Genomic DNA, 16,877 nt, shown 5'->3' on the forward strand with positions numbered 1-16,877 from the left:
CTAATATTTGGAAGTAGTGAAATGCTAAATCCTGCTCGTATAAATTTGACAGGATCTTATTGTTTCAAATCACTACACAGTTGCTAGTGATAGTGGATTACAGGCGTAACGACTATATGTTTATAGTTTGAGTGTTTATTGATAGAACGTAGACACTACAGGATTTTAGGTCTCGGTTTCACATAGTTTAAAAAATGGTCAATTTGTACAGCAGGCTTTTTACGTCTAAAATAAATAGCTCTATAAATTATTCTGAACAAAAAATTGGATTATGCACAAAAGTTTCCGGGTACAAATATTTTAACCCTTAATAGATCGAGACTACTATATAGAGTGATTCAAAAATCTCACTGCCAATCATTTAAGGATGAACTTTTTATTTAACGAACCCTCAGTATCAAGTACTTTTATAATATATACTCCTGTTGGATATATTTTCATTTCAAACTCAAAGAATTCCTGAAGTGGTATTTCATTAAATTCCTGAAGTAATTTTCCGCCTATATCAAAAATCATAATTTTGGAGATCTCAACATGGTTGGGATTTTTTAGCATGAAATTATTACCTCTTGAATAGTATTCTATTTCTAATAGGTCGTTTTTTAATTCAGGTATTTCTGGTTTAGGAATCGTAGCTTGTCTAAATACAACTTCAAATCTATCTGTTACTTCTCCGGGCACTGCCAAAGATTCGTAAGTTGATTTAAGCAGATTATGTATACTATCATTCAATTTGTCTTTTAAGAAAATAATTTTATTAGAATCCCAGTTTTCAAGGCTGTCGATTTTAATGCTGAATTTTTCTTCAGAATTTACTTTTATGCCTAGCGGAAGCACCTTGTCATCATTAAAATTAGGAACTGCCTGTATCACAAATTGATTCTCATCGATAAACCAGTACATATCCTCAGCGTTCTTATCGATCATCGGAGCGTCGTAACCTAAATCAAAATTGGTTGAAGATAGTACATCTGCGGTAGCTAAAATCTGACGGTGATAACCTCCTGCCGATTCATATTTCAGCCTTAATTTTGGCCGTGGATCAATTGGATTGATGATGATATTGTCCTTTTTTAGAGGTTTCTCCTGTTGTAGAAACTGTGAAGTACCCGGGTTCTCACGGACATAATAGCGCTGACTATTTTTAAAGGTTGCCTCTCCTCCCTGAACAGAAAAGATGTTATTTGTGTTTTGATCTATCACTGTATTTATAAAAAATGCCTGTCCAACCGGAATATATTTTGCTGGTATTTTTGAACCTCCATTACCATTTCCATTGATTCTCGAATCATTAGATATGCCGGGTACACCTCCAGATAAATTTAAGGCAGCATAACCACCTACATATTCAGCAAGAATATGGGTGTCTTCTTTCCCGAAGTGATCCCAGAAGTACAGAGTTCCATTAAAAACGTTTCTGGAATTTCTACCTCCGGAAATATCTTTAAGGTTATCCCTTAAAAATTCTGTAGCATCTATTGCCGAAGGGTATGGATTTCCCACAAGTCGGTTTTCACCCGGTGAAACAGATAATTGAATGAGTCCATTATTTGGTTTTCCTACAAATGTATAGTTTTGAAGATCTTGAATGGGCACATAGCCTTTTGTTCCTTTCATACTAAAACCTTCACCCGTTTCTAATTTGGAATTGGCGTAAACTGCTTCCCATGATGAATAATCATTTGCAGGACCGTGAAATTTATAAAGCCAATATTCGCTTATTCTTAAGGCCCCATTGTAATTTCCATCGGCATAATGATACTGTTCATTAAAAGAAATATCTTTATAAGTAGAAAGATCACTTCCATCTTTGATTACTTCTGAAATTTTGAATCCGAAATTATTCGCTTCACCGGTCAAACTTACAGGTACCGTCCAATAATTATAATTAAAACTATTTAGCGTGCCTTGTTGATCTTTTTCAATACGCCCGGTACTTGTTTCTTCCAGCACACTATTTTCATACTGAATAAGCTGGGATTCCCCGTTAAGATCTATCACTCCGTTTAGCTTGAGGTAATGACTTAATTCCAAAGAGTTGCCACTAAAATTGTTTTCACCCATCATATTTAAGGTGCCACTTTCTGAAAGCAATCCTAGAAGTTTTATATTATTCTTATTATTTGGGGTGCCTGAGTTTTTAACGTTACCCCGCAAGATCACAATATTCCAGTTAATGTCTTCTGAAGGTGAAATGCTTCGGGAATTTGGAGCATCCCAAACATTCCGCTGGCTTATATTATTGCCATTATATACTGCCGGCAAAGTCCAGGTAGATTTGTCAAACCATTCTCCGTTGGCATTTGATTCTAAGATATAGGGAAGAGGCGCGCTATTTTCCTGTTCCGTTTGAATATTTCTTAGTTCGCCTGGAATAGCACTCACAGCAAGATCTGCAGTTAAGCCATTTTGGACTTCAGCAGTGATCAGCCTGTAATAACCTTCCAGATTATTCCACGCAAGATTACCCGGTACATTCATAGGTAAGATTTCACCTTTAGTAAGAGAACCATTTTTTTGAATTCGCTGGTTCATCATAAACCTTAGCTGTTCTTCAGTAAGACTGGTGTTCCAGATCCTCAGTTCCTCGATCCAGCCATGAAAATGATTTTCAGGAATTGCAGGCGTTACACTGTTGTACATTCCTCCAACTAAAAAAGGACTCGTAACCGTATTTGGACTGCCACCTGCTCCTGTCCTTATTTCGATGCCATCTACATATAGTTTTATTTCAGTAGAGCTGGCAATTAAAGCTAGATGATACCAACGATCTGTGTCAATTTTGAAACTTGAAGTGACCGATTTGTTGTTGTACCTAAATGATGGTTTTCCATTATCTACAATAAGATCATAACCTCCGGAATTTAGGTTAGCAGCATCTCTTTTAGAAATAACGGTTTTAATTCCATTTAAGGAATGAGGTTTTACCCAGGCTTCGAGCGTGAAATTATTCCCAAGTGAATAGGCATGACCCATAAAGACATAATCATTATCGCCATCAAAATCCAGTTTGCTGCAGCCTCCTGGGAATGTTATTTCTATGGTTTCAGTTAAATCAGGACAACCATTTAAAGGACTAACCGTCCATTGAAGTGAATAGGTAGTAGTAGGCAATCCGGTGAAGGTTGGGTTGGGTAAGGTAGGATCGTTAAAAGTTCCTCCTTCTCCTGCTAGAATTTGCCATTGCCCAACAGCCAGATTTTCGTCAACAGGTTCAGCTGAAAGTTGTGTGGAAGTAATTCCGCAGGTGGTAAAATTCTGAGATTCGCCGGCCGAGATCGTAATTTCTTCCGGTTGGGTTAATGTAAAAGCTTTCGTCAATGTTATACAATTGTAGACAGTGCTAACCGAAAATAGGAAGTTTCCTGCGTTGAGGTCATCAAAGCTTTCAATCCCCGTTGTACTTAGTATTTCTCTAATAATTTCTCCCGAATCATTTAAAATTTGAATAGTATATTCAGGAGTTTCTTCTGGCATAAAACCTCCTGCAAGTTCAATACTGGCGAAACCATCTGCCGAGTCAAAACAGGTCAATTCAGAAAAATCTGTCGCGATGATTTTCAGTGGTTCTGGCTCAAAAATTTCAACTTCAGCAAACGCAGAACAACCATTGCTATCGGTAACAGTAACCGAGTACATTCCCTGTTCTAAATCGCTTGCCTCTGGAGTGGTCTGCCCATCACTCCATAAATAAGTAAAAGGAGCAGTCCCACTAATAATACTAACCTTCGCCAGTCCGTTACTGCCGTTGTTACAAACGTTATCAGTAGTTGTGACTTCAATTACCGGGGTTGGATTGATCGTAATATTCAGAGTATCGCTTACTGCTTCACAGGGTGCGTCTGGTGCATCTGAGGTAAGGATTAATTCAATAATACCAGCTTCAATTTCAGATGCACTCGGGGAATAGATCGCATTTAATGTAGAAGGATTAGGATTAAAAGTTCCTGAACCTCCGCTCCAAAACCCGTTAGTAACAGAGCCTGATACGGTCCCGTTCAACTGAACTTCACCTGTTTCGGCACAGATGTTTGCATCTTCTCCCGCATTCACGATTGTTTGGGGAATGACAGTTACTTCTGTAGTTTTTGATGGGTTAGAACAACCGTAGAAATCGGTAATTGTTAGCTCATAACTTCCCGAATTTTCAGGTGTAGCGTTTTCTATAATTGGATTTTCTTCGGAAGAAGTGAAATTGTTCGGACCTGTCCAACGGTAGGTGATTGGTTCCCTTCCGCCTTCAAGGTTTGCGTTTAACTGAATAGTACCACCCTGGCAAACTGGACCATCATTTGAAGGATCAAACTGAAACTCCACCGCGCTTATTTCAGCAAAGGAAATATCGTCTATCCCAAAATCATTCCCATCACGAATAGTATTCTCATTGATGATCTGGAGTCTTACCCGGGTATTGTTACCTGAGTTCCAAACCTGGGGATTGAAGAATTCGATCCATTCACCCACATTCTGAAAACGTAAATCTCCAAGTGTAGACTCAGAAGATACCTGATCCTGTCCATTATTTCCGGGAGTTAGAACAATTAACCGTAAGCGTGCATATTTATTTGCTTCTGCACGGGAAACAAGATTGGTGGTCCATGCTCCGAAGTAATAGTCGGTATTTCGTTTTACATCCAGATACCCATTTGTTTCCCATACTACATTTCCAAGATTGGGGTCCCCGTTAACGATCATAAAGTTTCCGTTTCCGGTAGTGTGGTCCCCATTGTCGTTAAATTGATTGTGATAATCATTAGAACTTTGGTCTACAGCATATAGACCTTCAGGATACAACTCATTTCTTACCGATGGATTATCAGATCTAAATCCATACTGCGTTCTAAATCCAGTATTTCCCTGTTCAAAATCGCCATTTTCCACCAAATTTTCAGAAATATCTATAGTTGCGGAACCTTCACATCCGTTTTCCCAAACTCGCACGGTATAACCCTGTGCAGAAGTAACGTCTATAGAAGAAGTATTACCTACAACTTCTCCAGAAGAGGTCCATTCATATTGATCATAATTTCCATCTACTTTTAATTTAATTTTATTGGGTTCATTAGGATAGGCACAATAATCTGCAAGGATATTGGGTTGTGGTGGTTTTTTAACCACTATTTCTATGGTTTCTACACCGGGACATTCAAGATCTGGATTACTGTAGGTTACTGTATAAGTGGTAGTTTCGGTTGGAGTTACATTTTCAGGATTTTGCTTAGTAGAAGTCCAGTTGCTGGTGCTGGAGGTCCAGGTAATCTCCAGGTCCTGTGCGGCCTCTCCTGTTAAACTGACGTTATCTAAGGTCCACCAGTAACCCCAGTTCGCCCTGTATCTAAATCGAATATAAAGTGCTGCCTGCCCTACATATCCGTCCAGGTTTACGCTTACCCTGCCATTGTTCGAAAAATTAATGTCGTACACGGTTTGCCAATTTTGATTGTTGGTAGATACCTGCACTTCTGCCAGACTACTATAATGCTGGTAATATTGCCAGAAGGAAAGTTCAAGGCTGGAATACCCCACGGTGTTAATAGGCTTATTGTATTTCAAGATCGTTTCAGTGTAACCGCCCTGGCCTTGCGCATCACTATTGGACATGATGAATTGAGAGTTATCATCTGAGCGTATATTTACGTTATAACCCGGAGAATACCTATCAGGTCTTAATGTCCAGTTGGCAGCAGAAGCGTTCCCGTTTACAGAATTGTTCGTTCTACTCCAGTTGCTTAGACCATTGTTAAAATTTTCTTCAAAAAGAATAGGATCTGCACTAACGCTAGACTCGATTTCAGAAAATAAATCTACCGATTCCCCCTCACAAATTTCAATTTGTGAAGCTGAAGCCGTTACTTTTGGACCAGATAAAAGAGAGAAGCTTACATTGTCTTCAGTAATACAGCCTGCCGGAGTTTCTATTTTTATAAAGTAGGTAACTCCTACTTCCACACCTGTATCATTGTACAGGGTTTCATTAATAGATCCTGTTCCTGAGGCAGTCGAATTTCCCACAATCGCATTTCTGCTCCAGGTAATTATAGAACCATTAATATTAGATTGAGGGATATATGAAACAGATTCTCCATTACATTTATCGGGAATAGGATTATTTATAAGTTTTGGTTCTGGTTCAACATCAACTTTAACTTCCTGAGTCTTCGAGCATCCATTGGGAGTAGTCAAGGTAAAGATATAGGTAGCGCTGATAGTGCTTGAGGAAGTATTTATTAGCGTTTCATTAGGATTATTAGAATTTCTGTTATTAGATTCACTACTGGCATTTTCGCCCACAGCTGCTCTGTTCCAGCTAAAGGTGGTGCCTTCAACATTGCTGGTAGGAGCAAAGTTGAAATTAGTACTACTACAAATAGAAGAAGGAGCTTCAGCCAGATTCGTCAAAGTCGGTTGAATTTTATCTATAACTACTTCTTCAATTACTGAACAGCCTGAAGCGCTTGTTCCCTGAATATAATAGGTCCCTAATCCTACTTCGGTTGGATCTGAAATACTAGTGCTTCCCTGGACATCTTCCCAATAACTGAAACTTAAACCAGAACTAGAGCCAGCGGTTATCGCCGGTGCTGTTAAATCTACATGAGGAACACATTCCGGTACAGTGATCTGTAATTCTGGGGTTGGATTAACTTGAACTTTAACTGAGATTGGGGTTCCGGAACATCCATTTGCGCTTGGTATGACATTATACGTAACGGTGGCAGTATTGTTGGTGTCGTTTAATAAAGTTTGCTGAATTTTATCTCCTTCTCCATTCGACGCCCCAGCAACACTACCCGAAGGTGTAATATCTGTAACCGTCCAATTAAAAGTGGTTGTTGGAACCGAGCCAGAAAGATTAATATTAGTAGTTTCTCCAGTACAAATATCCTCAGAAGAAGGAGATATGGCTACATTAGGAGTAGGGTCTACGGTTATTTCGAAGGTTGTTATTTCTCCTATACATCCATTCGCTTTTGGAAGTATTTCAATGATGGCGGTGATAGGTTCATTAGTATTGTTTACCGGTGTAAAAACGGGAATCTTTGTAATATTATTTTTGTTGTTTAAACCTATGGCCGCTCCCCCGGAAATGTCAAATTGAATTCCTGTGGGTACCCCAGACAGTATAATTTCATCTGTTTGAATCCCATTACAATACAGTTTATCCTCTACAAATTCTACTTCGGGTTTGGGCTTCACTTCTATACGGAAGGTTTTTGAATTACCTGTACAATTTTTGGCAGTTGGAGTGATTGTGATAGTAGAGATCTGACTTTCATTTGTACTATTGATTGCTGTAAAAGCCGGAATATTTCCCGTTCCGCTTGCTGAAAGTCCGCTTGCCGTATTATCGTTATTCCAGGATATACTGGTATTTGAAAAAGTAGTGATGAAATCTATTGCATTTACAATCTCCCCTTCGCAAACCACAATATTTTCCACGGAATTTACTTCAGGCGTTGGGTCAACTGTAATAGTAAATGTTTCTGACGATCCCTCACAACCATTGGCTACAGGTGTTACAGTAATCTCTGCATTTACAGGACTGTTGCCAGAATTTATTGCATTAAATGATCCAATCGAACCGGTACCGTGGGCAGCTAGTCCAATAGATGTATTGGAATTCGTCCATTTATAAGAGGTTCCATTCATATTACTGCCAGAAAATGAAATATTACCCGTAGACTCTCCATTACAAAGCACAAAATTTTCAACGGAATTTACTTCAGGCTCCGGATATACTTGGATTTCAAAAAATTCAGAATCACCTGTACATCCATTAAAATAGGGTGTAACGGTTATAGTTGCTGTTTTTATTTGAGCAGTATTATTTGTCGCGGTAAATTCAGGTACAGAACCATTCCCAGATGTTCCTAAACCAATAGAAGTATTATTATTCTGCCATTTATAAGTGGCTGAATTATTGGAACTCTGAAAGTTGATAGCAGGGATTAAAGCTCTCTCACAAAAATTGAGATTCTCCGGTTTGGTTACTTTTGGATACTCGAAAACAGTAATGTTAATGTTATTACTGAAACCCTCTTCTACCGTTCCATTACAGGTAAAGCTTGCTTTTAAACTAATTTTGTCGTCGTTATTCAAGGATGAACTGGCAAAGTTTGAGGAAGTTGCTCCTGAGAAATTCGAATTATTGATCTGCCACTGGTAAGAGACTTCCCATCCGTTTCCGCCAGAAATATTTGATTGAAAAGATACTTCCTCTCCTTCACAAATACTTTCTGTAGTTGCACTAATAGTTACAGACGGAGTAGTTTCACACTGCCCGGAAACACCTAAAGACAAGATTAATAAAAGCAGAGAAAAGATAAGCTTATGCAAGGCTAATAAAATTTTAAAGCATCGATAAAAATAATAAAATAATCGGTAAGATGCGTTGAATATGGATAATGTGTAAATAGTTTTAGAGGATTAATTCTTCTACTTACTTGATTTAAATTTAGTGAAATTGTTTTGTCTTAAAAGAAGAATGTACAACTGCGTTTTGAGCTCCAAGATGATTTTGTAAGCAAAGAGTCTTCTATTGGGCCTAGAAATAAAACGAGATCTTTCTGGTCTGTCAATTTTGTCTGGAGGTAACTTCGATAAAAGAAACATAGCTATTTCCAGAGCATATGTAACTAAATATATTGCTTCCTATGATATAAGAGAAGATTTTCTGCTTAGGTAGTTAGAATTGGAAAAATACTAAGAAGACAGGAACATAATTATGTACTAATTCAAGATTTTATACTCACAAATCAATTCAGAAACGATTTAAAACTATATCGAGCGAGCAGGCCTCTGAACTTGAAGAGTAGAGTTTCGATATCGAGCTACTAATATTTCCGAAAACCACGTTGTTTTTTTGAATACTCTTATAAAGCTTCAATACAAAAACTCAGGTACGATTCGATTTTACACTACAGCAGGGATAAAAGCTGGCATAGTTTTGAGTACGAAATATCAAAGTTCAGCATCTTCGCTTGAAACCAGCGGATATTATTCTCAGTATGATATTGAACTAACCAGTCCTGAGTTTGCAGGTTTTGGTGAATTCAAAGAACTTGGTACTTCATGGTCTGAACCTAAATAGCCTACTAATTTCGTAGCCCATATGGAAAGTGGAATGAAACTTATGCTAGAGAATAACAATTCACTTTATATGGGATTTTTTCTAGACTACGGACTCAACAAAATTCAACCTGATCGTACAAGGGCGAAGCTTGTAAAATACAATAATCGAAACCCTACTGATTTCACATTAGGGAGTATACTTACAGCAAGCCGTGATGGTAATTCATCACAGTTTGTAAACGAGGTCAGAACTATAGCCTTTGGGTTAAAGATTCGGTATGGATTTCAATTTTAAACCATTCTTTGAATTAACAAAAGAGTCCTTTCAATCTATGGGAGGACTTTTTGAATATATTACAAATGCTGAAAAGTATCCCAGAATGGCTGTTGTAATATAATTTGTAGGCTAAGTAACAGGATATAGTTATTGAATTGTTTTCGGTCCTTGTTGAGAATGAAAATTATGAACTAGCTTTAAATACTTAAAGTAAGCGCGGAGCAATAAGAATATAAACTAAGCCCTACATGACAAATTATGCTGTAAATACCTAAATAATTTGTCACCCATTTTGTCACCTAAAAATAAAAAGCCCCATAATCACAAGTGATTCGGGGCTATAGAGTGGAGTCGGAGGGGTTCGAACCCTCGTCCAAACAAGCAATTCAGATGCTTTCTACACGTTTAGTTTTCACTTGATTGTCGATGCAAAGCCGGCCGAAAACCACCAACTTTACACGTATTCTCAGTTAAGTTTCAGAAACTCATCAAGACCCTGAGCTTCCTATATTTACTTTATCGGTGCCTCTGTTGTGGATGCCGTAAATCAAGGCCTCCACGAGACATCTCGGCTCCCTGCCTTGCAGGGACTAAGTATAACCTACTGTAATTCGGTTACGCAGCCAAGGCGTAGTTATTCTCGCCGTTTGAAAAAGTGTGAAACATGAGATTTAAGAGCTATATTCCGGCGCTCTACGTGCTTACAACTCAATTAGACTCGCTGTCAAAACCAAGTCGACCCCATAAAATAATGAACATTTCCTTTGTAATTTTCTGAGCGTTTCGCTTCTCCCTTCGACAAGCTCAGGGCGTCGCGGCGGGCTATTCGCTTCAATCTTTTTGCTCATAATTCACAAAAAGGATTTCCGCTGCTATCCCTAACGCAACTACTATTTATTTCAAATAATAGTACTCAGAATTTCAAAGAATAACCGATCTCTAAAAGAGTTCGGGCCTGCAAAGATACTCATTTTAATTTATATCTTTGAAACACGTCAAAATCTACAAAAGCTATACCACAATGATAAAATTTGCCCTAATCAGGGAACGAAAAACTCCACCAGACAGGCGTGTGGTTTTTTCTCCTCAAATGCTACAGGAAGCTCAGAAACAGTTTCCGCAGGCAGTATTTAAAGTCGAAAGTTCTGATATCAGGAAATTTAGCGACCAGCAATACAGAGAGGCTGGTTTTGAGGTAAGCGATGATGTGACAGATTGTGATGTGCTAATTGGGGTAAAGGAAGTTCCGATTCCCCATTTGATACCTGACAAAAAGTACTTTTTCTTTTCTCATACGATCAAAAAGCAGCCATATAATCGTGATCTGCTTCGTGAAATTCTAAATAGAAGAATCGAATTGTATGATCATGAGGTTATCACGAATAAGAACAATGGCAGGTTGATAGGCTTTGGACGTTATGCTGGTTTAGTTGGAGCTTATAATGGGATTCGAATGATTGGTAAGAAGGAAGACCTATTTGATCTTCCCAAAGCAGAAGATCTTCAAGATCTCGATTCACTTTTAAACGAACTCGATAGGATACAACTACCTAAGTACAAATTTGTACTTACTGGAAGCGGGAAAGTAGCGCACGGGGCCAGAGAAATACTGGAGCATTTAAACATAAAACAGGTCGAGCCAGAAACTTACCTTGTCAATGAGTTCGATGAAGCGGTGTTTTGTCATATCGATGTGCTGGATTACGCCAAACGAAAAGATAAGGCTGAAGGCAGCCGAATGGAATTTTATAAAGTTCCGCAGAATTATGATCCTGATTTTATGAAATTCGCCAAAACCAGTGATGTCTTTATTGCCGGTCATTTTTACGGAGAAGGCGCCCCTATATTTTATTCCGAAGAAGATATGCAGCATAAAGATTTCAGAATAAAATATGTGGCAGATATTTCGTGTGATATTGCCGGACCAGTTGCAAGTACCATACGACCTTCCACGATAGCGGAACCTTTTTATGGTGTTGACTTAAATACAAATGCGGAGGTAGATTTTAAAAGTGCTAATGCTCTAGCGGTTATGGCTGTGGATAACTTGCCATGTGAATTGCCCAAGGATGCCAGCGAAGGTTTTGGAGAGATGTTTCTCAAACACGTAATTCCATCATTCTTTAATGATGACAAGGATACTATTCTTGGAAGGTCTAAAATGACCGAAAATGGAAAATTAACCCCATTGTATTCTTATTTACAGGGTTTTGTAGATGGAAAAGAATAAAACTATGACTAAAATCTTTAGTAGTTTCTTAATAATTCTCGTAAGTGCAATTTGTAGTGCACAGGAAGTAAGCGTGATGGGCTATAATATTAAATATGCCAATGAAAATGATGGCGGGAATAGCTGGTCCAAGCGAAAAGATTTTATTACTAATCAAATCCAGTTCTACGAACCTCAAATCCTGGGACTACAGGAAGCTGTAAAAACTCAGATCGAGCATTTTCTTGCTGAGGTCGATGGTTATCACTCGATTGGAGTAGCCCGGGAAGATGGCCGTGATAAAGGTGAATATACCGCGATACTTTATAAAACGGAAGATTTTGAAGTTGAAGAATCCAGTACTTTCTGGCTTTCAGAAACTCCGGAAGCAGTTTCAACTGGATGGGACGCAGCACTACCCAGAATCTGTACGTATGCTCTTTTCAAAACTAAGAACAGCGGGAAAAGATTCTGGGTGTTTAATACTCATTTTGATCACATTGGTAAGGTCGCCAGGACTAAAAGTGCTGAGTTGATCCTGAAAAAAATTGCAAAACTAAATACGAATGAACTGCCAGTAATTTTAATGGGAGATCTCAATTTAGAACCTGATGCAGAAGGAGTGATTAAAATTCTGAAACAACTTCAGGATTCCAGAAAAATTGCAAGAAATACCTTTGGACCGGAAGGAACTTTTAATGGATTCCAATTCGATAAACCAATCAATCGCCGTATAGATTATATCTTCGTGAATGACCAGATTAGTGTCAATAAGTATGCTGTATTAACAGATTCGAAGAATTTTAAATATCCTTCAGATCATTTCCCGGTATTTATAGAAGCAGAATTCTAATATATCCAGTAGACAATACATTTTACTTTTGTTATTAAGGATGTTACTATAATTCCTACACTTCGACTATTCCAGGGCGGGAATTAACTACCAGCGAAAGGGGTGCCAAGGATTCCTACCGCCAGTTCTGCCCAGATAATAAAAAGTACTAAAAGAATCGCCGAGCTTGCGATAATTCTGCTTTTTCGGGTTTTTAATCTATAACGCACAAACTGAAGAGCAAGTCCGCTCACAAATAATAGACTTCCCATCACTAAAAAATCAGAACCACTCCAATTTACTTCATTGGTAAATTGCATAGCCAATAAGGGAATGAGTAAAATTGTTGCTACTATAAACAGGATGACAGATAGATCTTTAGTTCTCATTTTGCTGATATTATAATTCCCTTTATTAAAGATAGGTAATTATGCATTGCTTTACGAAACAAAAAACCCGCAAAATTTGCGGGTTTTATATTCTAAATCTGGATTATAGGTCCAACCTGTTTTCATCAGACCTTCCCGGTGAAGGATTATCTGGTCTGTTTGAATTTGCGGGATCATTGATATTTCCTGGTCATGTTCCAGTATGTTCATCCTGACTGGTATTTTCAGTAATTCCGCCTGTTCCTGGAATATGAGAAGGATTCGTATTTCCACTATGTTGAATGTTGGAATTATCATCCTTCAGTTTCTGCACGATTTCTTTAAAATGCTAGCCGGCAGCTTCACGTCCACCAAGTCCATAACTCAGCGCTACCGCTACGGCAATTGCTCCAAGCGTAACACCAAAAGCAAGTTCTACGATCTCATTGGCGATACCCATAGTTTCCAATGCGATTGCAAGGAACAATGCAAAAGAAGCCCCAGCGAACTATCTTTGCTACGAAATTGCTTCCGTTCGCCTTACTCATACTGTTGTAAATAAGCAGCGAGATATAATTCCCTACCGCAAGAATGATTAATCCGAATAAGATCTGTCCTGTTAGAACAAGGATCTGGTCAAGGATCTCTGTTAATTTCGTAAGGCCTATGGTTTCAACAGCGGTGATAATTCCGAAGAAAACAAGATAGAAATAAACCAGGTTAGCCACCATCTTAGAAAGTGACTGGTCTTTTCCGATCATGTTATGGATCTGTATTTTTTCCGCAGCGCGGTCCAGTCCCATACTTCTAAAGAGATCTTACAGGAAGTTAGCAAGGTATTTTCCACCCCAGATAAACACAGCCAGAATAATTCCAGCGATCAGGATCTCACCTATAAGTGCTGTAAAGTCTGCAAGAATATCATTTGCAGGACCCGAAATCGCGTCCAGTCCTAAAGCATTAAATGCCTGGATGAGGAATGGAATAAAGATTAGGATAAATACAACCTTCTTAAGAATATTGATCAGTTTATCGGTATCCTTAAAACCTGTTTTATCTACCATTCTATCCAGAAAAGTTTCTCCAATATTGATTAGATTGGAGATAAATTTAGCCAGGATATAACCAATAATTCCAAAAAGTATGGCTGCTACCAGGTTTGGGAGAAAGCCTAGGAATTCGCTAACCATACTTTACAGCGGAGTCAGCACCTGGTCTACACCTAAAATTTCCAGGACAATCAGGATCACAAAGACCATGATGACATAGTACACAATGTTGGCAAGAAAGACGTTCGTATCCTCAATCTTACCTTTTTCGAAGACGCGCTCATCCCAGCGAGTTTTTTTCAGTAAGCGTACAAGAACCGCTTTGATACCTTGGCTATAAGCTAACCAATCAATAAGACCATCAAAGCACTCAATAAATCTGGCAGGAAGTCGCTAATTCTATCTGCAATAATTTCCAATTCGTTTCTCATAATTTATTTGATTAATTATACCAAATGATATTAGGAGAAGTGCAAGCGTGTTGTTGGCTGATTAACAATGGCTTAGATGAAGAAATGTATAAAGCGTAATGAAATAACTGATATTGTTAAATCAATATGCTTTATTCTATTAAAATATATAAATCTATTTCGAGATCCAGACTGGGATATTTCGCTTCATTTTGAAAAGTTCTCCTGCGACACTTCCTACAAGCAATGATGAAAAGACATTGTTCCCTTTACTGGCAATAATCAAAAGATCTGCCTGTTCCTTGTCAGATTCCAGCACCAGACGTTCTGCGACACTTGCATCTTTTGCGCGAAAGATCTTCGTAGTAGTATCCGTAATAAGGTATCTCTTCAGGAATTTATCAAACTTTTCCTGGCTATGCTTCTGGATCTTTGGCAACATCGCATCCTTCTCAATATATGGTGTAAACTGAATTGGAATAGAATACACATGAACAGACGAAACTCCGGCTCCGGTGTAATTTGCGAGCATAGAAGCTGTTTCAAAAGATTTAGCCGACTCGCGGGAAAAATCTGTTCCCACCCAAATATTATTCATGCTGCCTAAAGAGTTCTCAGGAACTGAGACGATGTCACATTTTAAAGTTTTCATCAGTTTTTCTGAAATTCCTCCTGAACCTTCGGTAATTTTTTTCTTCCCAACAATCACGAGATCGATGGCGTATTTATGAACTACGTAGCTCATCAAACTTTCGGTATAAGGATCTTCGGAAATTAAAACTTCAAATTCAGTTGAAGCTGAAAAATGCTGCGCAACCTTCTCGTCCAGCTCATCACTAATCATGGTCTCCAGATCCAGATCCTTCAGTTGCTCCTGAAAGATTTCAGAAATTTCATATTTCTTGATATTATGTACAAAATATATCTTTTCAGGCTTTAGAGTATCGGCCAGGAAAGATGCATATTGAATGAGGGTGTCATCTATTGTGCTCAAATCCAGAGCTACCAGAATGTTGTTGACTTTCTTCATTACTGATTGTTTTTATTTTCATTCTTAACATTACGCTTCTGTACAATTTCAGAAACGATCTCTTCATAATTCTTCATCTGCTTTTCGGACTTCTTTTCTTCCATTTGCTCAAGATCTTCCTTCAGTCCTTTGTATAAAGAATAGCACATGACCATAAGAATAATGGCGAAGGGAAGCCCGGTGACAATGGTTGCGGTCTGTAATGCCTGCAAACCACCTCCAATAAGAAGCACGGCTGCCACAGCACCTTCAGTCACTGCCCAGAAAATTCTTTGTCCTACCGGAGCATCTATTTTTCCACCGGTGGTTAAACTATCGATCACCAATGATCCAGAATCTGAAGACGTGATAAAGAAACCTGCAATAAGTAAAATCGCGACTACATTAATTACCATGGATAATGGGTAGTCCTGGAAAAATACAAATAGGGCAGTAGCAATATCTGCATTCACTGCTTCGCTTAAAACATTATTACCAGACATGATCTGTTCAATAGCTACACTTCCAAAGGCTGACATCCAGAAGAAGGTGACAATTGCCGGTACCAGTAACACACCTAGAATGAACTCGCGAATCGTTCTACCTTTAGAAATTCTGGCGATGAACATTCCTACGAAAGGAGACCATCCAATCCACCAACCCCAGTAGAACACGGTCCAGTCATTTTGCCATGTTCCATTGGTATAGGTTTCACTCCACGTGGAAATTTCAAGGAAGTTATATAAGTAGCTTCCTGTGTTCTCTACAAAACTTCTGAATATAAATAATGTAGGTCCTAATATAAGTGCAAGTACTAACAGAACGACCGCAATTCTCATATTCCATTCACTCAGAATTTTTACTCCTTTATCCACGCCCAGAACTACGGAAGTAGTGGCGATTAATGTAACTATACCTATTATTATAACCTGAGTAGTAATGCCATCTGGTAGTCCAAATACGTGGTTTAAACCTGATGCGATCTGCTGTACTCCAAAACCTAGCGAGGTCGCCAGGCCAAATAAAGTGGCGAGAACAGCGAAAATATCGATCACATCCCCAATTCTACCATAGATCCTGTCTCCAAGAAATGGATAGAAAATAGATCTAATGGTAAGTGGTAATCCACGAGAATAAGTGAAATAAGCCAGCGATAAACCTACAAGTGCATAAACTGCCCAGGCATGGAATCCCCAGTGCAAAAACGTAAAGTTCATCGCTTCCTGTGCTGCGGCGGCAGTCCCCGCTACTTCAGTAGGCGGACTATTAAAGTGCATCACAGGTTCACCTACTCCAAAGAAAAGAAGTCCAATTCCCATCCCTGCGCTAAATAACATAGCAAACCAGGAACCGGTTTTAAATTCTGGTTTCGCGCCCTGTCCACCAATTCTCATATTTCCAAACTTTGATGCTGCCAGATAAATAAGGAACACCAGGAAAATATTAATGGAAAGAATAAAAAACCAGTCGGCATTTTCAGCAACTCCAAGCTGGAGATCACTGAAAAAACTTTCTGCTTGTTTATTGAAAATAAGCGTGAGCGTAATAATTGCAATAATAATAGCGGTAGAAGTAAAAAATACCGGACCGTTCACTTCAAGTCCAAATATTGATTTCTTTTCGTCGCTTCTGGTAACTTTTTTAGCCATAA

At 38.6% G+C, this 16,877-nt stretch carries 11 protein-coding genes and 1 other RNA gene; 4 read left to right on the top strand and 8 right to left on the bottom strand.

The features are described from left to right. Positions 1-357: 357 nt before the first annotated feature. The gene (locus T8I65_RS03660) at positions 358-8,337 is read right to left on the bottom strand and encodes a PKD-like domain-containing protein (protein WP_322302084.1); all 7,980 of its coding nucleotides are present in this window, start codon (positions 8,335-8,337) and stop codon (positions 358-360) included. A 526-nt stretch (positions 8,338-8,863) separates the two neighbouring features. Here T8I65_RS03660 and T8I65_RS03665 point away from each other — a divergent pair. Continuing rightward, positions 8,864-9,091 carry a hypothetical protein gene (locus T8I65_RS03665; protein WP_322302085.1) on the top strand — a complete coding sequence of 76 codons (228 nt, stop codon included), beginning with the start codon at positions 8,864-8,866 and terminating at the stop codon, positions 9,089-9,091. A 69-nt stretch (positions 9,092-9,160) separates the two neighbouring features. Next, on the top strand, positions 9,161-9,367 hold the full coding sequence (locus tag T8I65_RS03670) for a hypothetical protein (protein ID WP_322302086.1): 207 nt from the start codon (positions 9,161-9,163) through the stop codon (positions 9,365-9,367). Positions 9,368-9,692: 325 nt separating this feature from the next. Here the strand turns inward: T8I65_RS03670 and ssrA are convergent. Beyond that, positions 9,693-10,092, bottom strand: a transfer-messenger RNA (tmRNA) gene (gene ssrA, locus T8I65_RS03675). A gap of 278 nt (positions 10,093-10,370) precedes the next feature. Here ssrA and T8I65_RS03680 point away from each other — a divergent pair. Continuing rightward, complete coding sequence (locus tag T8I65_RS03680; RefSeq protein WP_322302087.1) at positions 10,371-11,579, top strand: NAD(P)-dependent oxidoreductase; 1,209 nt, start codon at positions 10,371-10,373, stop codon at positions 11,577-11,579. Between the two features lie 4 nt (positions 11,580-11,583). After that, a complete protein-coding gene (locus T8I65_RS03685) occupies positions 11,584-12,411 on the top strand; it encodes an endonuclease/exonuclease/phosphatase family protein (protein WP_322302088.1) in 828 nt (275 codons plus the stop codon). Between the two features lie 83 nt (positions 12,412-12,494). Here the strand turns inward: T8I65_RS03685 and T8I65_RS03690 are convergent, their stop codons facing one another. From T8I65_RS03690 to T8I65_RS03715, 6 genes are all read right to left on the bottom strand, one after another. Continuing rightward, positions 12,495-12,779 carry a hypothetical protein gene (locus T8I65_RS03690; protein ID WP_322302089.1) on the bottom strand — a complete coding sequence of 95 codons (285 nt, stop codon included), beginning with the start codon at positions 12,777-12,779 and terminating at the stop codon, positions 12,495-12,497. Between the two features lie 190 nt (positions 12,780-12,969). Next, the gene (locus tag T8I65_RS03695; protein ID WP_322302090.1) at positions 12,970-13,092 is read right to left on the bottom strand and encodes a hypothetical protein; all 123 of its coding nucleotides are present in this window, start codon (positions 13,090-13,092) and stop codon (positions 12,970-12,972) included. A gap of 109 nt (positions 13,093-13,201) precedes the next feature. Further along, positions 13,202-13,561, bottom strand: a complete 360-nt coding sequence (locus T8I65_RS03700; RefSeq protein WP_322302091.1) for a hypothetical protein — start codon at positions 13,559-13,561, stop codon at positions 13,202-13,204. A gap of 15 nt (positions 13,562-13,576) precedes the next feature. Continuing rightward, positions 13,577-13,948 carry a mechanosensitive ion channel family protein gene (locus tag T8I65_RS03705; protein ID WP_322302092.1) on the bottom strand — a complete coding sequence of 124 codons (372 nt, stop codon included), beginning with the start codon at positions 13,946-13,948 and terminating at the stop codon, positions 13,577-13,579. Positions 13,949-14,392: 444 nt separating this feature from the next. Then, positions 14,393-15,247 (bottom strand): universal stress protein, encoded by an 855-nt coding sequence (locus tag T8I65_RS03710; protein WP_322302093.1) that lies wholly within the window; start codon positions 15,245-15,247, stop codon positions 14,393-14,395. Continuing rightward, complete coding sequence (locus T8I65_RS03715) at positions 15,247-16,875, bottom strand: BCCT family transporter (RefSeq protein ID WP_322302094.1); 1,629 nt, start codon at positions 16,873-16,875, stop codon at positions 15,247-15,249. Before T8I65_RS03715 ends, T8I65_RS03710 begins: the two co-directional genes overlap by 1 nt. Positions 16,876-16,877: the final 2 nt, after the last annotated feature.

The organism is Christiangramia sp. OXR-203, from assembly GCF_034372165.1.
GTDB lineage: Bacteria > Bacteroidota > Bacteroidia > Flavobacteriales > Flavobacteriaceae > Christiangramia.